This window comes from Neisseria sp. P0022.S009, from assembly GCF_051956675.1.
Lineage (GTDB): Bacteria > Pseudomonadota > Gammaproteobacteria > Burkholderiales > Neisseriaceae > Neisseria.
This window is the reverse complement of sequence record NZ_JBQCXE010000003.1, coordinates 187,799-207,168: the sequence shown is the minus strand read 5'-3', so window position 1 is coordinate 207,168 and position 19,370 is coordinate 187,799. Positions and strand designations below refer to the sequence as shown.

19 protein-coding genes are annotated in these 19,370 nt (G+C 51.7%); 6 read left to right on the top strand and 13 right to left on the bottom strand.

All coding sequences use genetic code 11. The features are described from left to right. Positions 1 to 56: 56 nt before the first annotated feature. The 6 genes from ACTHUG_RS06115 to ACTHUG_RS06090 form a co-directional block, all read right to left on the bottom strand. Positions 57 to 1,286, bottom strand: coding sequence for an HlyD family type I secretion periplasmic adaptor subunit (locus ACTHUG_RS06115; protein ID WP_049323522.1), 1,230 nt, complete (start codon positions 1,284 to 1,286; stop codon positions 57 to 59). A gap of 88 nt (positions 1,287 to 1,374) precedes the next feature. Next, positions 1,375 to 3,582, bottom strand: coding sequence for a type I secretion system permease/ATPase (locus ACTHUG_RS06110; RefSeq protein WP_440385674.1), 2,208 nt, complete (start codon positions 3,580 to 3,582; stop codon positions 1,375 to 1,377). Positions 3,583 to 3,625: 43 nt separating this feature from the next. After that, complete coding sequence (locus ACTHUG_RS06105) at positions 3,626 to 4,894, bottom strand: TolC family protein (protein WP_430225210.1); 1,269 nt, start codon at positions 4,892 to 4,894, stop codon at positions 3,626 to 3,628. A gap of 264 nt (positions 4,895 to 5,158) precedes the next feature. After that, on the bottom strand, positions 5,159 to 6,418 hold the full coding sequence (locus ACTHUG_RS06100; protein ID WP_440385676.1) for an RsmB/NOP family class I SAM-dependent RNA methyltransferase: 1,260 nt from the start codon (positions 6,416 to 6,418) through the stop codon (positions 5,159 to 5,161). Positions 6,419 to 6,454: 36 nt separating this feature from the next. Beyond that, positions 6,455 to 7,324 (bottom strand): DUF1853 family protein, encoded by an 870-nt coding sequence (locus ACTHUG_RS06095; protein WP_440385677.1) that lies wholly within the window; start codon positions 7,322 to 7,324, stop codon positions 6,455 to 6,457. A gap of 39 nt (positions 7,325 to 7,363) precedes the next feature. Beyond that, on the bottom strand, positions 7,364 to 8,179 hold the full coding sequence (locus ACTHUG_RS06090; protein WP_049329264.1) for an RNA methyltransferase: 816 nt from the start codon (positions 8,177 to 8,179) through the stop codon (positions 7,364 to 7,366). A gap of 175 nt (positions 8,180 to 8,354) precedes the next feature. Here ACTHUG_RS06090 and ACTHUG_RS06085 point away from each other — a divergent pair, with 175 nt between their 5' ends. The 6 genes from ACTHUG_RS06085 (at position 8,355) to ACTHUG_RS06060 (ending at position 13,057) form a co-directional block, all read left to right on the top strand. Next, positions 8,355 to 9,140, top strand: a complete 786-nt coding sequence (locus tag ACTHUG_RS06085; protein WP_107867667.1) for an inositol monophosphatase family protein — start codon at positions 8,355 to 8,357, stop codon at positions 9,138 to 9,140. 264 nt (positions 9,141 to 9,404) lie between these two features. Beyond that, positions 9,405 to 10,208, top strand: a complete 804-nt coding sequence (proB, locus tag ACTHUG_RS06080; protein WP_440385678.1) for a glutamate 5-kinase — start codon at positions 9,405 to 9,407, stop codon at positions 10,206 to 10,208. 9 nt (positions 10,209 to 10,217) lie between these two features. Continuing rightward, complete coding sequence (locus tag ACTHUG_RS06075; protein WP_440385679.1) at positions 10,218 to 11,468, top strand: glutamate-5-semialdehyde dehydrogenase; 1,251 nt, start codon at positions 10,218 to 10,220, stop codon at positions 11,466 to 11,468. 88 nt (positions 11,469 to 11,556) lie between these two features. Then, positions 11,557 to 11,868 (top strand): Grx4 family monothiol glutaredoxin, encoded by a 312-nt coding sequence (gene grxD / locus ACTHUG_RS06070; RefSeq protein ID WP_003681608.1) that lies wholly within the window; start codon positions 11,557 to 11,559, stop codon positions 11,866 to 11,868. A gap of 147 nt (positions 11,869 to 12,015) precedes the next feature. Beyond that, the gene (gene upp / locus ACTHUG_RS06065; protein WP_003746048.1) at positions 12,016 to 12,642 is read left to right on the top strand and encodes a uracil phosphoribosyltransferase; all 627 of its coding nucleotides are present in this window, start codon (positions 12,016 to 12,018) and stop codon (positions 12,640 to 12,642) included. Between the two features lie 97 nt (positions 12,643 to 12,739). Further along, entirely contained in the window at positions 12,740 to 13,057 is a 318-nt protein-coding gene (locus ACTHUG_RS06060; RefSeq protein WP_049335566.1) for a DUF2322 family protein, read from the top strand. Positions 13,058 to 13,118: 61 nt separating this feature from the next. Here ACTHUG_RS06060 and trxA read toward each other — a convergent pair whose 3' ends face one another. From trxA to ACTHUG_RS06025, 7 genes are all read right to left on the bottom strand, one after another. Beyond that, complete coding sequence (trxA, locus tag ACTHUG_RS06055) at positions 13,119 to 13,451, bottom strand: thioredoxin TrxA (protein ID WP_003681479.1); 333 nt, start codon at positions 13,449 to 13,451, stop codon at positions 13,119 to 13,121. 126 nt (positions 13,452 to 13,577) lie between these two features. Then, positions 13,578 to 15,143 (bottom strand): ABC transporter ATP-binding protein, encoded by a 1,566-nt coding sequence (locus ACTHUG_RS06050; protein ID WP_440385680.1) that lies wholly within the window; start codon positions 15,141 to 15,143, stop codon positions 13,578 to 13,580. An 85-nt stretch (positions 15,144 to 15,228) separates the two neighbouring features. Beyond that, the gene (locus ACTHUG_RS06045; protein WP_440385681.1) at positions 15,229 to 16,782 is read right to left on the bottom strand and encodes a fatty acid--CoA ligase; all 1,554 of its coding nucleotides are present in this window, start codon (positions 16,780 to 16,782) and stop codon (positions 15,229 to 15,231) included. A gap of 154 nt (positions 16,783 to 16,936) precedes the next feature. Continuing rightward, a complete protein-coding gene (locus ACTHUG_RS06040; RefSeq protein ID WP_079453980.1) occupies positions 16,937 to 17,035 on the bottom strand; it encodes a DUF333 domain-containing protein in 99 nt (32 codons plus the stop codon). A gap of 52 nt (positions 17,036 to 17,087) precedes the next feature. Next, positions 17,088 to 17,873 carry a TatD family hydrolase gene (locus tag ACTHUG_RS06035; RefSeq protein WP_440385682.1) on the bottom strand — a complete coding sequence of 262 codons (786 nt, stop codon included), beginning with the start codon at positions 17,871 to 17,873 and terminating at the stop codon, positions 17,088 to 17,090. Between the two features lie 4 nt (positions 17,874 to 17,877). Further along, on the bottom strand, positions 17,878 to 18,231 hold the full coding sequence (locus ACTHUG_RS06030; protein WP_003746058.1) for a PilZ domain-containing protein: 354 nt from the start codon (positions 18,229 to 18,231) through the stop codon (positions 17,878 to 17,880). A gap of 10 nt (positions 18,232 to 18,241) precedes the next feature. After that, positions 18,242 to 19,222: a DNA polymerase III subunit delta' gene (locus ACTHUG_RS06025; protein ID WP_440385683.1), complete on the bottom strand. Its 981-nt coding sequence runs from the start codon at positions 19,220 to 19,222 to the stop codon at positions 18,242 to 18,244. Positions 19,223 to 19,370 lie beyond the last annotated feature (148 nt).

The window sequence follows — 19,370 nt, the reverse complement described above, 5'->3', positions numbered from 1 at the left end:
AACATAAATCAAAGGCCGTCTGAAAATTTTCAGACGGCCTTTTATTGGTTTATCGATTAGCGTTCGCTTAACGCTTGTTTCATGCGCGTAATCGGTTTGATCAGGTATTGGAAGATGGTTTTTTCACCAGTTTTGATGTCCACCGTTGCCACCATGCCCGGAATAATCGGCATAGGTTTGCCGTTTTTGTCTTTCAGGGAATTGTTTTCGGTTTGGACGAGAACGCGGTAATAGACTTGGTTCGGGTCAAGTTTCAAGTCGTTGGCACGGTTTTGCATGGAATTGCTGACGGTATCGGCACCGACGAGGGTAACTTTGCCTTCCAAACCGCCGTAGATGGAGTAGTCGTATGCGCTGACTTTAACCAATGCAGGTTGGCCTGCGCGGATAAAGGCAATGTCTTGCGGACGGATATAGGCTTCGACCAGCAGTTTGTCGTCAACCGGGACGATTTGCATAATGTCTTCGCCTGCGTTCACAACGCCGCCGATGGTGGTGACTTTTATGCCTTTGACGATGCCGCGCATAGGGGCGCGGATTTGCGAGCGTTCAACCGGGTCTGCGCGCATGGCAACGTTTTCTTTGGATTGCGCCAGCTCGGATTCGGCTTGCAAAAGTTCGTTGTTGGCATCAGCTTTGTAGCGGTTGCGGCGCTCGGAAATTTGGGTGGCCAAGTCGGCAGACTCACGGCGCATTCTTAAGAGTTCGACTTCGGAAACCACGCCTTCAGCAACCATGGGGGCGGTAATGGCGATTTCGCGGTCAAGCGCAGCCTTGCTTTGGGAAAGGCCGCTGACGGCGTCGGTCATGGCTTGACGGCGTGCTTTGTAGGCGGCGATTTCGCGACGGCGAAGCTCGGGACCCACGCTGTCAGGGAAGGAGAGCTTGGTGCCGTAGGCTTCGGCTTTCAAGCGGGCAACAGTGGCTTCGAGGTTTTCGACTTTGGCTTCGCTTTCACGCAAAACAGCAGAGCTGCGCGTGTCGTCGAGTTTCATCAGAATCTGATCTTTCTCGACCATATCGCCTTCTTTAACCATGATTTCGGTTACGATGCCGGGGTCGAGGCTTTGGATTACTTGCTCACGGCTGCTGGGAATGATATTGCCGTTGCCGCGGGTCACTTCTTCGACAGGACTGTTGTATGCCCAGACGACGAAGACAACCAGGAAAAGGAAGAATAGGATAATGACCCAAAATTGACCGCTGTGCTTTTCTTTTTGAAGGGCGGCGTTGAGGTCGTTGATGAGGTGTAGGTCTTTGGATTTGACGTTGTTTTCGCGGCTCATAATCGTGTGTCTTTATTGTGTTTGGTGGATTTTAACCATTAGGGCAGGCCGTCTGAAAGGGTAAGCAGGTTTCAGACGGCCTTTTGCTTTATTGTGCTGCCGATTGAGGGGCGGCGGCTTGTTGTTGCTGTTTGGCGTTGACAGCTTGTTGCTGTTGTTTGACGTTGGCTGCTTTGGCCTGTTCGTTTTGCATGAGTTTTTGCAATACCAGGTCGCGCGGGCCGTCCATCACGACTTTACCATTGTCCATGACAATGATGCGGTTGACGATTTGCAGCACTTGCGGACGGTGGGTTACCAAAAGCATGGTGCGGTTGCGACCCCATTGGGCGATGGCATTGAGCGCCATGCGTTCGGTAGCCTGGTCCAGGCTGGTGGTCGGCTCGTCCAGCAGGACGACTTTCGGATTGCGCAAGGTCATGCGTGCCAGGGCGATGATTTGTTTTTGACCGCCGGACAAGCCCAAACCGTCTTCACCTAAAGGCATATCCAAACCGCGCGGATGGTTGCGGATGATTTTGTCGAGGCCGAAGCGGTTGAGCGCAATCAGCAGGTCTTGGTCGGTAGAGTAGCTGCCGGTACGCGCCAAGTCCATGTTTTCGCGCAATGTACCGAGGAACAGGCGTGGCGATTGGCTCAGCAGTAGGACTTGGTCGCGCAGGAAGTTGGGGTCAAGCTGGCGCATATCGACGCCGTCAAGGGTAACGTTGCCTTTTTCGGTATCGTACAGGCCGCTGGCCAGTTTGAGCATGGTGCTTTTACCGCTGCCGATACGGCCCAAAATACCGACTTTTTCACCCGGTTTGATGGTCAGGCGCAAATCTTCGACGGCGCTGTTGTTGTCGGCTTGATATTTGAACGATACGTTTTCAAAGGTAATATTGCCTTGAACGTTGTCCAAAGTAATGTATTTGCGTTCCGGATTGCGCTCGATAGGGCGGGTAACGATATCGTTTACGCCTTTGAGGGCAAGTTTGGCCTGTTGGAAGCGGGTCGCCAAACCGGCGATTTGTGCCAACGGCGCCAAAGCGCGGCCGGACAGAATCACGGAGGCAATCAATGCACCCATGGTAATGCGTTCCGCATGGTTTTCGGCATGAATCAGATAGGTACCGACTACGACCAAGAAGACGGTATTGAGCTGCTGCATGGCAACGGCAAAGTTGACCATGAAGTTGCTGGTGTCTTTGACTTTGATGGAGGAAGCGGAAGTTTTGGCGGTGTATTCGTCCCAGCGTTGTTGCGCCCAAGATGTGGCGTTGTTGGTTTTCAGGGTTTCGATGCCTTCGATGGCTTCAACGGCAAGGCCGGAGCGTTGCGAACCTTCTTTCATCGATTCGTTGATGTGGCGAGAGAGCGGGCGTTGTACGACAAAACCGACAATCACGACAATCGGAATGATGGTTAGGGGAACGAGTGCCAGTTTGCCGCCGACCATGGAAATTACGAAGATAAACAGCAACAGGAAAGGCAAGTCGACAATGGTCAACAAGCTGGCACTGGTCATGAACTCGCGCACGGCTTCAAATTCGCGCAGGTTGCTGGCGTATGAACCGGAGGAAGCGGGACGGTCTGCCAGGCGCAATGCCATCACGCGGCGGAATAAAGCGGAGCTGATGATCAGGTCGGCTTTTTTACCGGCAATATCGGTCAAGTGGCCGCGAATCATCTTGGCGGCAAACTCAAACAAAATCGCCAAGACCACGCCGATACTCAATACCCACAAGGTTTCATAGGCTTGGTTGGGAATCACGCGGTCGTACACGTTCATCACATACAGGGAGCTGACGAGCGCAAGGAAGTTAATGATGATGGTGGCCAAGATGACTTGGTAGTAGTAGCTGCGGAATCGCCAAATGACTTTCCAAAACCATGCTTTGGGCAAATGGTATTCAGGCAGCTCCGAGCGCATATCGGTAGCCATTTTGGGTTTGATAAACCAGCAGTAGCCTAAATACAGGCCGGAGAGCTGCTCGTGGCTGAGTTCCTGTTCCAAACCGTCAACCTGGCGGATATGGTATTTGCGCTCTTGGCCGGAGCCTTCGATTTTGGTGACGACCGCGGCCTCTTCGTTGTGCAGGATAATCATGACCGGCACGGCGAGCGAGGGGATGTCTTCTAAATTGCGTTTGGACAAGGTGTTTTCAAAGCCGTGGCTGCGCAGGACTTCGACCAGCGAGTGATAGTTGACCTTGAGCTTTTTGTCGCGCACGACTTCGGCGGACAAAGCGGCTTCGGATACGGGCGCACCCAAAAGACGGGTCACTAAAACGATGTGTTCAATGATGGCTTTCATATTTTTTCGCGTAATGTTTTTGGTTTAACCGGCGGATATGGCTTTATTTTTGCGCCAAACCGACCCAAGCGGAGATTTTGGCCTGGGTATTTAAATAGTCGAGCGCCGCATCGCGGAAATCGTTGCGGGCGGCAACGTAATCCTGTTCGATGGAGGATAACTCGCTGTATGCGCTCAAAACGTCGGTCAGCGTGCGTCGGGCGATTTTAAACTGCAATTCGTACACTTTGATGACTTCTTTCTGGGCGGCGATGTGTTGCGCTGTCAGGGCGGCACGCTGTTCGCTTTCCTGCATATCGATGGCCGACGTTTGGACGCGTTCGTTCATGTCGCGCAGGATTTGTTCGGATTTGGCTTCTGCGGCAATCAATGATTTGGCATTGCGCTCTACATTGTGTCGTGCGGCAATATCTAGCACATTCCATGCAACATTTAAATAAAGCTGTTTGGTATTGCGCGTTGCACTGCCTTCCAAATTGAGGGCAGGCAGACGTTCGGCTTTGGAGGCGTCCAAATCGGCACGGACGCTGTCGCGTTCGGCCAATTGTGCCTGATAGGACGGATTATTATTGCGGTTGGGGTTGCTGAAGCGTTCGCTGATGGATTTTGCCGTGTCGTTTTTAAACGGATCTTCCAAATCGTTGGCAGTCAGTTGGCGCGAGGTGTAGCGGGATAGGCGGCTCAGCGCCAAATCCATGGTGCGGCGTTGTTGGGCAATGATGTTGGCCACTTGTAATTGGCGCGCGCGTGCTTCAATCAACTCGGAACGGCGGCCGGCATCATATTTGACGATGGTATTTAAGTCTTTTAAGAGGTTGTTGTGGCGCGCCAAAGTCTGCTCGTTGAGAATCAGGGTTTCTTTTGCACGCAATGCGCTCAGATAGAGGCGGCCGATATCGCTTCCCAGCTGCTCTTGGCTTTCGGTGTATTTGTGTTGATAGTATTCTTCGCGGCTGCGGTCGCGGCGGACGGCGGCTTCAATCGCGCCCCATGAATAGATGTTCAGGCTGCCGCGTACGCCGACGCCGTCTTCCATATCGTTGCTGGTGTATTTATTGTGTTGTGCCAGCACTTTCGTGCCGGTCAGGGTAACAACGGGGTAATGGCGCGCACGCGTGGCTTTGGTCGTGCTTTGCGCCGCTTCTTGGGTAGCCTTGGCTTCACGCACAATCGGGTCGCTGATTAAAGCATCCCTGAGGATGTCTTGCAGGCTGTATGCAGAGGCCGTCTGAAACGGCAGCAGACAGCAGGCGACGGCAACGGCCGATGACAATAAACGGGGCTTTGTGGGGGAAGAATAAATATGCGACATGATTTTTAACCAAATGATTTATATATTATCGTTGTCCGTATCGGGTATCGCTTGAGGCATGGCCGGGCGAATTTTGAACGAGAACACATACATTTACAAAGCATAAAGCATTTTTTCCGGCTTTTCACAATATTCTGATAAAAGGTCGAGATACAGGCCTCAAAGTATATTATTGCAAAGCGCGACTATCGTAATTTATGGTTTTAATGTAAGAAATCTATCGATAAGGCCGTCTGAAAGGAATTCAGACGGCCTTTTTCAACCTTAATCCTTGCGTTGCAATACAGCGGCAAAGAAGCCGTCGGTTTGGTGTTCTCCGGAGTTGAGGCGCAGGTATTTTCCGGTATCCAAATCAACCTTCAGGCTTTGCAGCAGTTCGGCGCAGTTGACGAGTTCAAATTCGGGATGTTCGGACAGGAAACGTTCGACCTGCTGCTCGTTTTCTTCCGGCAATACGCTGCAGGTGGCGTACACCAAGCGGCCTTGCGGTTTTACCAGTTTGGATGCGGCATCGAGGACGCTGTGTTGCTGTTCCAAAAGGTTGGCCACGGTCTCGGCGGATTGGCGGTATTTGAGGTCGGGGTTGCGGCGTAAAGTACCCAAACCGGAGCAGGGTGCGTCCACCAACACGCGGTCTGCTTTACCTGCCAGTCGGGCGATACGGGTATCGTGTTCGCTGCTGATGCGTTCGGGGTGGATATTGGTCAGTCCGGCGCGGGTCATGCGCGGTTTGAGGTTGGCAAGGCGTTTTTCGGCGATGTCGAAGGCGTAGATTCGGCCTTTGTTGGCCATTTGCGCGCCGACAGCCAAGGTTTTGCCGCCGGCGCCGGCACAGAAATCGACAATGATTTCGCCGCGTTTTGCGCCCACCAATAAGGCAAGCAGCTGGCTGCCTTCGTCTTGGACTTCCAGCGTGCCGTCTAAAAACAGATCGTGTTTGTTAAGCGCGATTTTATTTTTCAGGCGGATGCCCCAAGGCGAATAAGGCGTTGCCTCTGCATCGGCACTTTCAGCCTGTAACAATGGCAATACTTTATCTCGTTTGCCTTTCAAAGTATTGACGCGGATGTCGAGCGGGGCAGGTTGGTTGATGCTGCGGCCGAAGGCGAGAATTTCTTCTTCGCTCCAATGCTGTTGCAGTTGTTCCACCAGCCATTGCGGCAATTCTGCGGCGGTATTCAGGCCGTCTGAAAACTCGGTTTTACGGGCTTTCAAATTGCCGAGGAACGCTGTTTCTTCTTCATCAAGCAGGTCTTTGATTTGGCTGATGTTGGTGCTTCTGCCGAGAACCAGCGCGGCAAGAGCGGCTTTGCGCGGCTGAGCGTGCGGACGGCGCAGGGCGGTGCTGATTTTTTGATAGTGGCGCAGCGCGGCAAAGGCAGTTTCGGCGATTTCGTGGCGGTCTTGGCGGCCGAGTTTTTTGTGTTCGCGGAAATAGGCGGAGAGGACGGTGTCGGCAGGCTGTTTGAAAGTCAGCATTTCAGCCAAAACTTTGGTGGTGTGGTCGAGTTGTGCGGCGTTCATGATGTAATGGGTTTCTCTTAAAGTTAGTAAAGGGTTTCAGACGGCCTTCATGATGCGTTCGATTTCGTGCCAAAAGCCGTCCGGCCGTAATTCCAAAACGGCAATCAAGCCTTGGTCGATACGGCGGATTTCGGTTGCGTTCAATGTTTCGGTTTCGGCAACTCGCGCAGGGGCGAGATAGGCCATGCGGTCGAGCAGGTGGTAGCGGGCTTCTTGGCGTTCAAACCCGTATTCCGCCCAATCTTGAATATAGATGCCGCGCCAGCCGTATGGGTTAAGTGGCGGCTCAAAAGCATGGAAACCTTGCGGAAAAAATCCGATACCGCGCACGATGGAAGCAGGGAGCGGATTTTCCGGCAGGCCTTGTGTAGCTAAGGTTGCTTTGCCTTGCGGCGTATGCAGCAGCTGGGATTGCTGCACCAATTTGGCGGCTTTGTCCGTCAGCGTGTCTTTAGGATTGAGGCCGCGCAGGTTTTGCACTTGGTCTCCGCCGTAGTATTTACACGCCAACTCGATATGGTAGGGTTGTTGGTTGAGGGAAACGACAAAATCCGCGGCGCCTAAGGTTTGGCCGTCTGAAAAAACGGGCAGATTGTATGCGTGCAGTTTGGCGTGCGGCGCGTTGGCAAACCAGAAAGCCAGCAGCTCTTCGGCATAAATGCCGAGACGGTGTCCGAATGGGGCGCGTTGGGCAAGGTAATCCGTCAGCGGCGCGGGATCGGCATCCAATGCCAAAAGGTAACGGAAACCGTGTTCCCCCAATAATTCGCGTACGCTCAATTCGCAACCGCTTTGCCACAAAGGCGGCGCAGTCAGCAGCGAGGCGAGGTCACGGACGGGTTGGCTGGTGAGTTTCCACCATAATGCGTCTAGGGCGTAATTCATGCTTATCCGAATATCAGTCATGCCGTCTGAAAAGCTGGAAATGTTTTCAGACGGCCTTAATCAGTCTTTTTTATGGATACGGTGGCTGACGGTATTGAAAAAACCGCGCAGGATATCGATGTCTTCGGTTTGCGTGTTGGCGCGGCCGAACAGGCTTTGCATTCGGCGCATCAGGCGCTCGCCGTTGCGGCGGTTGAAAAAGCCGATGTCGTTCATCACGCTTTCCATGTGGGCGACCATGCCTTTAATTTGCTCGTGGGTCGCGGCGTGGTCTTCCTGTTGAAGGTGGGTCATGGGCGAATCGGTTTGGCTGAAGATTTCGTAGCATACGACCTGCACGGCTTGGGCGAGGTTGAGCGAGAAATAGTCGGGGTTGCCGTTGATGGTCATCAGTCGGTTGCAGGCTTGGACTTCTTCGATGCTCAAACCGAACGTTTCGTTGCCGAAGACCAGCGCCACTTTCTCGCCGCGGTTGGCAGCCTGCAGTAATTCGGGTACTAACTCGCGCGGGGTTTGCAGCGGCGCAGTAATTTCGCGGCGGCGGCTGGTCAGGGCGCAGGCGATGGTGGTGTCGGCAAGGGCTTCGTCCAAAGAAGCGGCAATGGTGGCATTTTCCAAAACGTCTGCCGCGCCGGAAGCGAGGATGAAACTTTCTTCCGGTAATTTAAACGATTGCGGACGCTCCGGGTCGAACACGGGCGGATTTTCCGTCATCGGCGTTGCCATCAGATTTGGGGCGACGATGGTCAGTTTGTGCAGGCCCATCGTTTTCATGGCGCGCGCGGCGGAGCCAATATTGGAAGGATGGCTGGTGCGCGTGAGGATGATGCGGATGTTGTCCAGATAAGCGGGCAGGGCGGGTTTTTCGGAAGTCATGTTTTATTTTCTGTTTGTACGGGAATCAGGTATAATGCGCCATCTTTTTGTTTTCAGACGGCCTTTTTCCATGTCGTCTGAAATGTTCTTTAACAGCATCGGAAACGATTAACAGCCTCTTGTGTGCCTTGTTCGGCGCATTAGGGCGTATTTTACCTGAATTAGGAAGAAAACCATGAATCCGTTTTTAAATACCGCTTTCAAAGCCGCCCGTAAAGCAGGGCAAATGATGATTCGCGCCGCCGGCAATCTGGATGCCGTCAAAGTAGACAGCAAAGCATTCAACGACTTCGTTTCCGATGTTGACCGCAGCTCCGAAATGATTTTGGTGGAAGCGCTCAAAGAAGCCTATCCGCATCACAAAATCACTTGCGAAGAAGGCGGCTCCCACGGTAAAGCCACCGCCGAGTACGAATGGATTATCGACCCGCTCGACGGCACAACCAACTTCCTCCACGGCCATCCCCAATACGCCATCTCTATGGCACTCCTGCACAAAGGCGTGTTGCAAGAAGCTTTGGTGTACGCACCTGAGCGCAACGATGTATATATGGCTTCCCGCGGCAAAGGCGCGTTGCTCAACGACCGCCGCATCCGTGTCTCCAACCGCATCGAATTGAACCGATGCCTGATCGGTACCGGCTTCCCTGTTGTCGATCAAAGCATGATGGACAAGTATCTGGCAATTTTAAAAGATTTCTTGTCAAAAACCGCCGGCGGCCGTCGTGAAGGCGCGGCTTCTTTGGATTTGTGTGCCGTTGCGGCCGGCCGTTTGGACGGTTTCTTCGAGTTCAACCTCAAACCTTGGGATATTGCCGCCGGTGCATTGATTGTCCAAGAAGCAGGCGGTATCGTTACCGATATGTCCGGCAATGAAGGCTGGTTGGAAAGCGGCGACATTGTTGCGGCCAATCCTAAAGTATTGGCGCAAATGCTGAAAATTATTTCCGACCACCAATAAACGTTTGTAGGGAACGGTCTGTATTTATCTTTGCAGGCTAGAGTTTCAATAATCGGTAAAAGGCCGTCTGAAACCTGAAATAGGGTTTCAGACGGCCTTTTGTTTTATTGTTAACAGATTCGTGTAAAAGCTGAAAATATGGCTTTTGAAGGAGACACTTTTTAATTTTGTCTGTATTTTCTATTGCTTCGCAGTTATGATGTGGATTGGCTTGGCTGAAATAATGCCGCGTGCAATCATAAAAATAGAAAGCAGAGGAGAATAATGAAACGAGATTTTGAAGCAGTAAAACGCATTGTCATTAAGATTGGAACCAGTTCTTTGGTGTTGCCAAACGGCAAAATCAATTTGGCAAAAATCGACCAACTGGCCTTTGTCATTTCCAGCTTGGTCGGAAAGGGCAAAGAAATTGTGCTGGTGTCTTCCGGTGCGATGGGCTTTGGGCTGAATGTCCTCAATATGGAAAAACGTCCGGCGGAAATTGCGCAGCAGCAGGCTGTTTCCAGCGTCGGCCAAGTGGCCATGATGAGCCTTTACTCGCAGATTTTTTCCCATTATCGGATGACGGTATCGCAAATTCTGCTGACGCGCGATGTGGTCGAATATCCGGAAAGTTTGGTAAACGTTACCAATGCTTTTGAATCCCTGCTTTCCATCGGCGTCATCCCTATTGTCAATGAGAATGATGCAGTTAGCGTGGACGAGATGGACCATGCCACCAAATTTGGCGATAACGACCGTTTGTCGGCAGTCGTGGCGAAAATCGTTAAAGCAGATTTGTTGATTATGTTGTCCGATATCGACGGTTTGTTTGATAAAAATCCGGCTGTTCACGCCGATGCCAAGCTGCGCAGCCATGTGGCCGATATTACCGAAGAAATTATTGCTTCTGCCGGCGGCTCGGGCAGTAAGTTTGGTACGGGCGGCATGTTCAGTAAGATTAAGAGCGCGCAGATGATGTTTGAACATCACGGACAGATGGTGTTGATGAACAGCGCCAATCCGCGCGATATCCTTCAGGTTTTAGATGGCGCGCTTATCGGAACGTGGTTTGCACAAGAGAAATAGGGAGGTTTGATGAGCTATATCGAACAGTTGGGCAAGAATGCCCAAAAAGCCAGTAAAACGTTAATCAGTTTGGGAAGCGTAGAAAAAAACAATCTGCTGCATCAGGTCGCGGCGGCGTTGGTTGAACAGGCTGAGATGATTTTGGCGGAAAATGCCCGCGATTTGGCCGCTGCAAAAGAAAACGGCATTTCGGACATTATGCTCGACAGGCTGCGCTTGAATCACGAACGCATCAAAGGCATTGCGGAAGGTGTTGGGCAGGTTGCCGATTTGCAGGACCCGATTGGACAGGTTGTCCGCGGCTATACCAATCTGGACGGTTTGAAGATTGTTCAAAAACGCGTGCCTTTGGGTGTGGTTGCCATGATTTTTGAAAGCCGCCCCAATGTTTCGGTCGATGCGTTCTCTCTGGCCTTTAAAACCGGCAATGCCATTATTTTGCGCGGCGGTCGCGATGCCATCCATTCCAATACCGCATTGATTGCCGTCATCAGGCAGACTTTGGTACAAGCGGGAATAGATGCCGATGTGGTGCAACTGGTCGAAGATACCAGTCATGCTGCTGCCGAGGAATTGATGCAGGCAGTTGATTATATTGATGTACTGATTCCGCGCGGCGGCGCGCGCTTGATTCAGACGGTGAAAGAGAAATCGAAAGTCCCCGTCATTGAAACCGGAGTCGGCAATTGCCATATTTATGTGGATGACAGTGCCGATTTGGAGATGGCGGCCGATATCGTCGTCAATGCGAAAACGCAGCGCCCAAGCGTGTGCAATGCCGCGGAGTCTTTGGTTGTCCACGAAAAGATAGCGGAAGCGTTTTTGCCCAAACTGGAAGAAGCTGTTGCCAAAGTGCATCTGGTCGAATTTAGAGCCGATCAGGAGGCATTGCGTATGTTTAAAAATGCTGTTTTGGCGACCGAGGAAGATTATAAGACTGAGTTTCTTGACTATATTATGTCGGTCAAAATAGTGAAATCAGTGGAAGAAGCCGTCGATTGGATTAACGGCCATACAACGCATCACTCGGAAGCAATTGTGACCCAAAGCATTGCCCATGCCGAGTTTTTCCAAGAAAGCATTGATGCGGCGGCGGTTTATGTCAATGCGTCCACTCGGTTTACCGACGGCTTTGTGTTCGGATTGGGTGCGGAAATCGGGATTTCCACCCAAAAAATGCACGCCCGCGGCCCGATGGGTTTGGAAGCGCTGACTTCGACCAAGTTCTACATCAACGGCAACGGTCAGATCCGACATTGATAAACGCCCCTCAACTTCATCAATTTGCGTATAATGGCGGGAAATTTGATTTTCCCCGAACAACCGATTTAGTAAAAAGGAACACACCATGTCCTCTATCCACGATCAAATCAAAGAAGTCGTTACCACACACCGCGTCGTATTGTTCATGAAAGGCACGAAGCAATTCCCGCAATGCGGCTTCTCTTCCCGTGCCGTACAAATCCTGAATGCGGCAGGTTGCACCGACTATGTAACCGTCAACGTATTGGAAAACGATGCCGTACGCCAAGGCATTAAAGAATACAGCGACTGGCCGACCATTCCTCAACTGTACGTCAACGGCGAATTTGTCGGCGGCTCCGACATTTTGATGGAAATGTACGAAGCCGGCGAACTGCAAGAATTGTTGAAAGCTTAAGCATTTTAAATATTCCCGCAATGTAAAATTGTTGACAAAGGCCGTCTGAAACCCTGATTCAGACGGCCTTTCGCATGAATACGCACTTTGCGCGCCATGCGAAAAAAAGTATAATTCCCCTCCATCAACGCAATTCGGAAAATCAACATGAACGTTACCGTTATCAACCACCCTTTAGTCCGCCACAAACTCACGCTGATGCGTGAAGCGGATTGCAGCACTTACAAATTCCGCACGCTTACCACCGAGTTGGCACGTCTGATGGCATATGAAGCCAGCCGTGACTTTGAAATTGAAAAATACATTATTGACGGCTGGTGCGGCTCTATCGAAGGCGACCGCATCAAAGGCAAAACGCTGACCGTCGTCCCGATTTTGCGTGCCGGTTTGGGTATGCTTGACGGCGTACTCGACCTGATTCCGACTGCCAAAATCAGCGTTGTCGGTTTGCAGCGCGATGAAGAAACTTTGAAACCGGTTTCTTATTTTGAAAAATTTGTCGACAGCATGGACGAACGTCCCGCGCTGATTATCGACCCAATGTTGGCGACCGGCGGCTCTATGGTTGCCACCATCGACCTTTTGAAAGCCAAAGGTTGCCGTAACATCAAAGCATTGGTATTGGTTGCCGCTCCGGAAGGCGTGAAAGCCGTCAACGAGGCGCATCCTGATGTAACCATCTACACTGCCGCGCTCGACAGCCACTTGAACGAACACGGCTACATCATCCCCGGTTTGGGCGATGCCGGCGATAAGATTTTCGGTACACGTTAATTGAAATGTTTAAGGCCGTCTGAAAAGTGTCAAACCTAAACTTTCAGACGGCCTTGTTATATGGTTTGCTTTAAAACCCACATCAGAAAGGACAATCATGAGCTTCCAAGACAATCTGGCCGCCATGCCTGCCATCGATCATTTAAGCGGCTTGGATATTCTCGACAAAGAGGGCAATGTGGTTCATCACATTCCCAATGCACCCGGCAAACAAGGCTCGCTCAAGCTTTACCATGCTTTGGCACAAGAGTTTGGCGGTAAACTTGACGCAGCGGCGGCAGAACGTGGCCTGGCATGGTTTGCCGAACATGTTGCCGATGCCGAAGCCAATCCGGGTAAACATCCGAATATTGATTTGCTGTTTAAAGTGAAAGCTGAAAATGCCAGCCTGACTTTGAAACCATTGGCTGCTTAATGAATACAAAAAAGGCCGTCTGAAAACAATATTCAGACGGCCTTTTTATATGCTTAAAACCTTAAGCGATAGAAGCTTCAACGAATGCAGTCAGTTGGCCTTTAGCCAATGCGCCAACTTTAGTGGCAACGTTTTCGCCGTTTTTGAACACCATCAGGGTAGGGATGCCGCGAACGCCGAATTTGGCAGGAGTGGCTTCATTGTCGTCGATGTTGATTTTAACGACTTTCAGACGGCCTTGGAATTCGGAGGCAATGTCGTCCAAGATTGGGGCGATCATTTTGCAAGGGCCGCACCATGGTGCCCAGAAGTCCAACAATACAGGTACATCGGATTTCAAAACGTCTTGTTCGAAGCTGGCATCGCTGGCGTGGATAATCAATTCGCTGCTCATGTTTGTTTCCTTTTGAATCGGGATTAATAAATATGTTGTTCAGGATAGTGGCAGACAGGGAAAATTTCAAGTGCCGCCACTCAGTAATAGTTTTTTTGAAATGCGTCTATCGCAATCCTTAAAGATTCAGACGGCCTCTTGGACCATGTGGCCGGAGTGGGCAATCAAATGGCGCGTGTAGTCGCTGCTTGGATTGGCAAACACGCTTTCGCATTCGCCCTCTTCAACGACTTGACCGTCTTTCAATACCATCACGCGGTGGGAAATGGCGCGGATGACGGCGAGGTCGTGGCTGATGATGATGAAGGCGAGGCCGTATTCTTTTTGCAGGCCGCTGAGCAATTCAAGGATTTGTTGTTGCCATTGGACATCGAGCGCGCTGGTTGGTTCGTCCAATACGAGAATTTTCGGGCGGACAATGATGGCGCGGGCGATGGCGAGGCGTTGGCGTTGGCCGCCGGAGAATGCGTGCGGATAGCGTTCGAGGGCGTCTTCGGGCAAGCCGACTTGTTTGAGGACTTCTTGAACGCGGCGGCGCATTTCTTCGCGCGGCATTTCAGGTTCGTGTACGCGTAAGGCTTCGGAAACGGTATCGAAGACGTTCATGCGCGGATTGAATGCGCCGAACGGGTCTTGGAACACCATTTGGATTTCGCGGCGTAATTCGTGTCGCCATAGCTCGCCGTTGATGTGCAGGCTGCCTTCGGAGTCGATAAGGTGCATAACGGCTTTGGCCAGTGTGGTTTTGCCGCAGCCACTTTCACCGATGATGCCTAAGGTTTCGCCGGATTTGAGGTCGAAAGAAATGGGGTTGAGGATGGTTTTGTCGCGTTTTTTAAACCAACCGTCCGATTCTTTGACGGAAAAGGCGACGTGTTCGGCTTTGAGTACGGTGGCCGGGTTTTTAGGTAAGGGGGCGACGCGGCGTGTTGTGCCGGCATTGAGCAGCATTTTGGTGTATTCGTGTTGCGGATTAGCGAAGACTTCGGCGGCTTTGCCGGTTTCGAGGATGCGGCCGTTACGCATAACGGCGATGTCGTCGGCAAAACGGCGCACGAGGTTTAAGTCGTGCGTAATGTAGAGCATGGTCATGCCGTGGTCTTCCTGCAGGCGCGAGAGCAGGTCGAGAATTTGGGCTTGGACGGCAACGTCTAATGCGGTGGTCGGTTCGTCGGCAATCAGGAGTTTGGGTTGGGCGGATACGGCCATGGCAATCATGGCGCGCTGGCGTTGACCGCCGGAAAGTTGGAACGGATAAGCCTGGGCTTTTTGCTCGGGCTGGTGGATGCCGGTTTCGTCTAGGAGTTCGATGGCGCGCGCCCATGCCTGTTTTTTATCCAAACCCAGATGCAGGGTCAGGACTTCGGCGATTTGCTCGCCGACACGCATCACGGGGTTGAGGGCGGTCATGGGTTCTTGAAACACCATGCCGATTTCGCAGCCGCGCAGCTTTTGCAGGGCGCGTTCGGACTGGGTCAGCAGGTCGGTTCCGCAATATTTCAGACGGCCTTCAAAGCTAACCATCGGGTTGAGGCGCATAATGCCTTGCGACAATACGGTTTTGCCGCTGCCGCTCTCGCCGACCAATGCCAGCTTGCGGCCGGGTTGCAAGGTCAGGTTGATATTGTGCAGGACTTGCTTGCTCGGAAAGGAGCCGTTTAGGTTTTCGATTTCGAGTATAGGTGTCGTCATGGTCGTGGCCGTCTGAAAAGGTTTGTGGAATACAGGTTGTTTTCAGACGGCCTGCATGAATCAAGAGGCCGTCTGAAACAGCGGTTTAGTCTTGAAACTGTTCTTTGAGTTTGCGTTTTAACACTTTGCCGGTGGCATTGCGCGGCAGCTCGTCTTGGAAGATGATTTGTTTGGGGATTTTAAAGTTTGCCAGCAGGCCGCGCAGGTGGCTGCGGACTTCGGCTTCTTCCAGCTTCATGCCTTCTTTGAGTTGGATAAAGGCAATGATTTCTTCATCGGCGTATTGGTCTTTCACACCGATGACGGCGGCGGCTTCCACGGCATCGAGTTTGTAAATGGCTTCTTCGATTTCGCGCGGATAGACGTTTTGGCCTTTGGAGATAATCAGGTCTTTTTTGCGGTCGACGATGAAGATGAAGCCGTCTTCGTCTATGGTGACGAAGTCGCCGGTTTTCAGCCAACCGTTGACGATGGTTTCATCTGTGGCGTCAGGCATATTGAGGTAGCCTTGCATGACCGAGCCGCCTTTGATGATCAGTTCGCCCACTTCGCCGCGCGGCACTTCGACCAATTCGTCATCGACGGCTTTCACGGTCAGGCCGGGCAGGGCGACGCCGACGCTGGCAGTTTTTTGGCGTTCGGGCGTATTGACGGCCACGACGGGCGAGCATTCGCTCAAGCCGTAGCCTTCCAGCAATTTGGCGCGTGGGAATTTGGCTTTGAAGTCGTCAATGGTTTGTCCGGCCAGAGGCGCGCCGCCGCTGATAAACAGACGGACGCGATTGAACCATCTGAAATACCAAGGGATTTTGGCTTTGCTCATGGCAGTGTAAATAGCCGGTACGCCGAGGAAAATGGTAGCGCGTTTGAGCAAAACCTGTTTCAACACGTTGGAGAATGGGAAGACGGATTTGACCAAAATAATCGAGCAGGCTTGAGATATCGGCAGCAAAACCATGGCGGTCAGCGTAAAGCTGTGGAACATGGGCAAGAAGACGACGAAGCGGTCTTTTTGCGAAATTTGGAAAATTTGTTCGATGCCCGAAAGATTGGAAAACAGGTTGCTGTAACTGATTAATGCGCCTTTGGGGTGGCCGGTTGTGCCGGAGGTGTAGATAATGTGCGCCAAATCGTTGACGGACGGCTGACGGCTCAGATTCGGCTTGCCGGGGAATGTACGCGCGGCATCGAAATAGCTGTCATCGCCACTGGCGGCGTTGGTTTCGCCAATCCAGATGATTTTATTGACTTTGGTTTTGGCTTTGATGTTTTTGAGTTCTTTGGCCAACGGCGCGGAGGCAAACATAAAGCGTGCGTCGCAGTCATTGAGGATGTAAGAGAACTCTTCGCTTTTCAAAAAGACGTTGAGTGGGACGGCTACCGCGCCGATGGAAGTAATGGCGAAATAGGCGGCAATAAATTCGGGAGAGTTGGAAACGACAAGGGCGACCTTGTCGCCATATTGTACGCCTTCGTGTTGCAGATAGGCGGCGACGGTTTCTACTTCGTGTTTGAGGGAGGAATAGCTGATTTTTTCTTTGTCGTTGAAAATGACCGTGCCTTTACCGTTTTTTTGGCAGGCGGCTGTCAGCATGGCGTAAAAATTAGAGTGGGTGTGCATTTCGGAGTTCGTGTCCATATTGTGTCGATGGGTGTACGGTTTCGATGAACCGTTTATTTCGAAGGATAGGTTTTACATCCTATCGGTAAAATAAGCAAGAGGCCGTCTGAAAATACTTTCAGACGGCCTCTTGCTTTGTCGGGCTTAGGAAAGCAATATTTTGAATTTAAATTCATTTATTGTGTTGATGGAAATATTTCCATTCTTTAAAGGTCCGGCCGTCCGGAAGATGGCACAAGCCGATTTTGTTGTCGTTTCTGTCTTGAGCCATTTTGAGTTTGCCGCTGCGTTTGAGGCAGAACCGGTGGTAGAAAGTCTTAGAACTAGCCGTTGTTCAGACGGCTGTCGAGTACTTTCTTAAACAGGCGATAGAAATTGTCGCTGGTGTTTTGTGCCAATGTTTCCAAGCTCTCGCCGCGCAGATTGGCTACGAATTCGGCTGTATAGCGGACGTAGGACGGCTCGTTTTGTTTGCCGCGTTTGGGAACCGGCGCGAGGAAGGGGGCATCGGTTTCTACCAAGATTCTATCGGCAGGGACGTATTTGGCGGCTTCCTGAATCAGCGGCGCGTTTTTAAACGTCACAATGCCGGAGAAGGAAATGTATAAGCCCAAATCTAAAGCGGCTTTGGCAAAGGCGACGTCTTCGGAGAAGCAGTGGATCACGCCGGAGTTGGTGTGGCACTCTTTCAAAATCCGCAACGTGTCTTCGGCCGCATCGCGCGTGTGGACGATAACGGGCAGGCCGCTTTCGTTGGCGGCTTGGATGTGGTCGGCAAAGCGTTGATGCTGCCATGACAAATCGCCTTTACACCAGTAATAGTCCAAACCGGTTTCGCCGATACCGACGATTTTCGGATGTTTGGCCGCTTCTACCATTTCGGCAATGGTAAATTCCTCCGCTTCTTGGCTGTCGGGATGTACGCCGATGGTGCAGTAGATGTGGTCGTGCGCCTGGGCAATGTCGAAGACTTCGGCAAAACTTTGTTTGCTGACGCTGATGGCAAGCGCTTGTTTGACGCTTTGCGCTTCCATGTTGGCAAAGACTTCGGGCAGGCGGTCTTTTAGGCCGTCAAAGTTGAGATGGCAATGTGAATCGATTAAATGCATGGTATTACAGGGTAAAAGTAGTACGGTCGCTGCGCAGGCGCGGGCCGAGCTCGGCTTCGATCAGGTTTTTTGCCTGCTGGCAGCTTTCGTGTTCGGAAAAGGCAAGGCCTACGCCTTTGGGGCGGTGGGCCGAGGTGCGCGCCGGATTGATCCAAACGACTTTGGTTGGCAGGAAGCGTTTGGGATAGTCGGCGATTTCGACGGCCAAGAGAATGTCTTCGCCTAGGGAGAATACGTCATCGGTCGGCACAAACAGGCCGCCGTGTTCTAAAAACGGCATATAGCAGTTGTACAACAAATTGGGGTCTTTGAGTTGCAACGCCAACATCTTCGCCGGAATGTCTTTTTTATTCATGATTTATTACCTGTTAGGGTTTGTTTTGCCAAAAATCTAAATATTCGATAAGCAGATACTCAAGCTGCATTTTAACACTCAAGGTATGGTATCCGTAAGGGTTGAGCGCGTTCAGACGGCCCAATAGGGCAAACAGCCTGCGTGAATCGGTTTTGGAGGCCGTCTGAAGCAGGGCTTGGGCATGGTGCGGATAATAAAGCGGCGCCATGCTTTGTTGTGCCAAACCGACATCCGTCAGCCACTTTTGCAGCCAGTCGATGAAAACGGCAAGCGGTTGCTTTTGTTTGTCGAACGCAGCGGCGTAGTCGAGTATGGCCAACAGGCGCGGGGCAGCCAGCAGCGTCAGCAATTCTTCGCGCAATGCGTCCAATTCGGGAGCCGGTGTGAATAAAGGCGCGCCGCTGTGGAATGCCAACAAGGCTTCGGCATTTTCCACACCCTGTTGGCGCAGATATGCCGCAGCTTGTTCATGGGTCGGCGAGGGCAGCACCATCTGGCGGCAACGGCTTTTGATGGTGGGCAGGAGTTTGTCGCGCGCGTGGGTAACGAGCAGGAAAACAACGTGTTGCGGCGGCTCTTCCAAAGCTTTCAACAAACCGTTTGCCGCCTGTGTATTCATGCTTTCCGCCGGATGTACCAATACCACGCGCAGGCCGCCGCGGACAGCGGTCAGGTAAATGTTTTCCACAATATCGCGCACGGCATCGATTTTGATTTGCAGGAGTTTACGTCCTGTTGTCTCGCCTTCGGGAATTTCCGGCGTGAGTTCGTAAAAGTCGGGATGCGTGTTTTGGCTGAACAAATGGCACGAAGCGCACTCGCCGCAGGGTTCATGGCCGGACTTGGGCGATTCGCACAGCAATGCCTGCGCGACAAAGCGGGCAAACTCGGTTTTGCCGGTATTTTCTTTGCCGGTAAACAGCCAGGCGTTGGGACGGTTTTGCCAATGGGCGGCGAGCTGTTGCCATTGGGTTTCATGCCATGGATAAATCATATCGTTTGGGAACTATAAGGTAGGTGGTTATTATACGCTCAGGCCGTCTGAAAAAGTTTTCAGACGGCCTTTTATTAACTGCCTAAAAATTAATCAAATATCGTTTTGTTTTGAAATATCAAACATTAAGCAGACTTATTCACAGCCT